Origin of the sequence: Janthinobacterium algoris, assembly GCF_051380935.1 — a bacterium.
Classification (GTDB): domain Bacteria; phylum Pseudomonadota; class Gammaproteobacteria; order Burkholderiales; family Burkholderiaceae_D; genus Janthinobacterium.
In genome coordinates this window covers 1-1294 of record NZ_JBNYXZ010000045.1, presented here as the reverse complement: position 1 = coordinate 1294, position 1294 = coordinate 1, and the positions used below count along the sequence as shown (strand labels likewise).

1 protein-coding gene is annotated in these 1294 nt (G+C 57.1%); it reads left to right on the top strand.

Annotated elements, in window-relative coordinates; all coding sequences use genetic code 11:
- Positions 1-91 precede the first annotated feature (91 nt).
- Positions 92-1291, top strand: coding sequence for an ISL3 family transposase (locus tag ACQ4W7_RS29110; protein ID WP_426075179.1), 1200 nt, complete (start codon positions 92-94; stop codon positions 1289-1291).
- Positions 1292-1294: the final 3 nt, after the last annotated feature.

Genomic DNA, 1294 nt, shown 5'->3' with positions numbered 1-1294 from the left:
GAAGGGGGTGGCAGCGAGGGTTTTGAATTGGTAAATTGATGTCGCCAAACAAAACAATTACCTTACCACTCTCGCCGCCATGTTCAATGTTATGTCGTCCCTTCCATTTTGGGAAGGGTATCTTGTCGATTCCGTCGTCGAACAAGACGATGATTCGCTGCTCATCGTTCTCAATGCCTGTCCGAATGCCGATACACTTTGCGGTAGTTGTCGCCAGCCCTGTGCGCTGGTTCATGAACGGCGCTGGCGACGCATCCGGGACCGGGATATTTTGGACCGGCGGGTTTGGCTGAGGGTGCCAATCCGACGCCTGGACTGCCACCACTGCGATGCTCGCGTCACCGAGCATATCGCTTGGCTGGACCGGCGATCGCGCATGACCCACCGTGTCCGCATCTGGGTCGAGGCGTTGGTACAGCTGCTGCCGATCAAGCACGTTTCCCAATTGACAGGCCTGCACTGGCACACGATCAAGGCCATTGACCAACAGCGGTTAGAACACCTGCACGGCCAGTTCGCGGCCAGCGACGTGCGGCGCCTCGTCATGGATGAATTCGCCTTGCACAAAGGCCATCGCTATGCCACGGTCGTTCTCGATGCTCAACGCATGCGCGTGCTCTGGGTTGGCGAAGGCAATAGTCGGGCGGCCATCCGTCCATTTTTCGAGGCGTTAGGCGCAGAAGGCTGCGCCCAAATCGAGGCCGTGGCGATGGATATGAACACGGCAATGGATCTCGAAGTGCGTGCGCAATGCCTCAACGCTGAAGTCGTCTACGACCTTTTTCACGTCGTTGCGCGCTTTGGCCGTGAGGTAGTCGACCGGGTGCGCGTTGACCAAGCCAACGCGCTGCGCGACGCCCCTAAAGAGCGCCAAGTCATCAAGCGTAGCCGTTGGCTGCTGCTGCGCAATCGCGATAACCTTGATGATGAACATGCTATCAAACTTAACGAACTGCTCGCGGCCAACGCCCCTCTGTCTACAGTCTACTTGCTCAAAACCGAACTCAAGGAAATATGGTTCGCGCCATCCGTTCGCGAGGGCGCGCACCGATGGAAACGGTGGATGCGCCTCGCCCTCGAGAGCGAGATCGCATCGGTGATCCAGTTTGCAAAGCGGCTACGAAAATACGTCCGAGGCATTCTCGCTTCCTCCATCTACCCCATGAACTCGTCCATCCTCGAGGGTGTCAACAACCGCATCAAAGTTATCAAGCGGATGGCTTACGGTTTCCGGGACTCGGCATACTTCTTCCTCAAAATCAAGGATGCGTTCCCCGGCAAAGTGCGATGAACC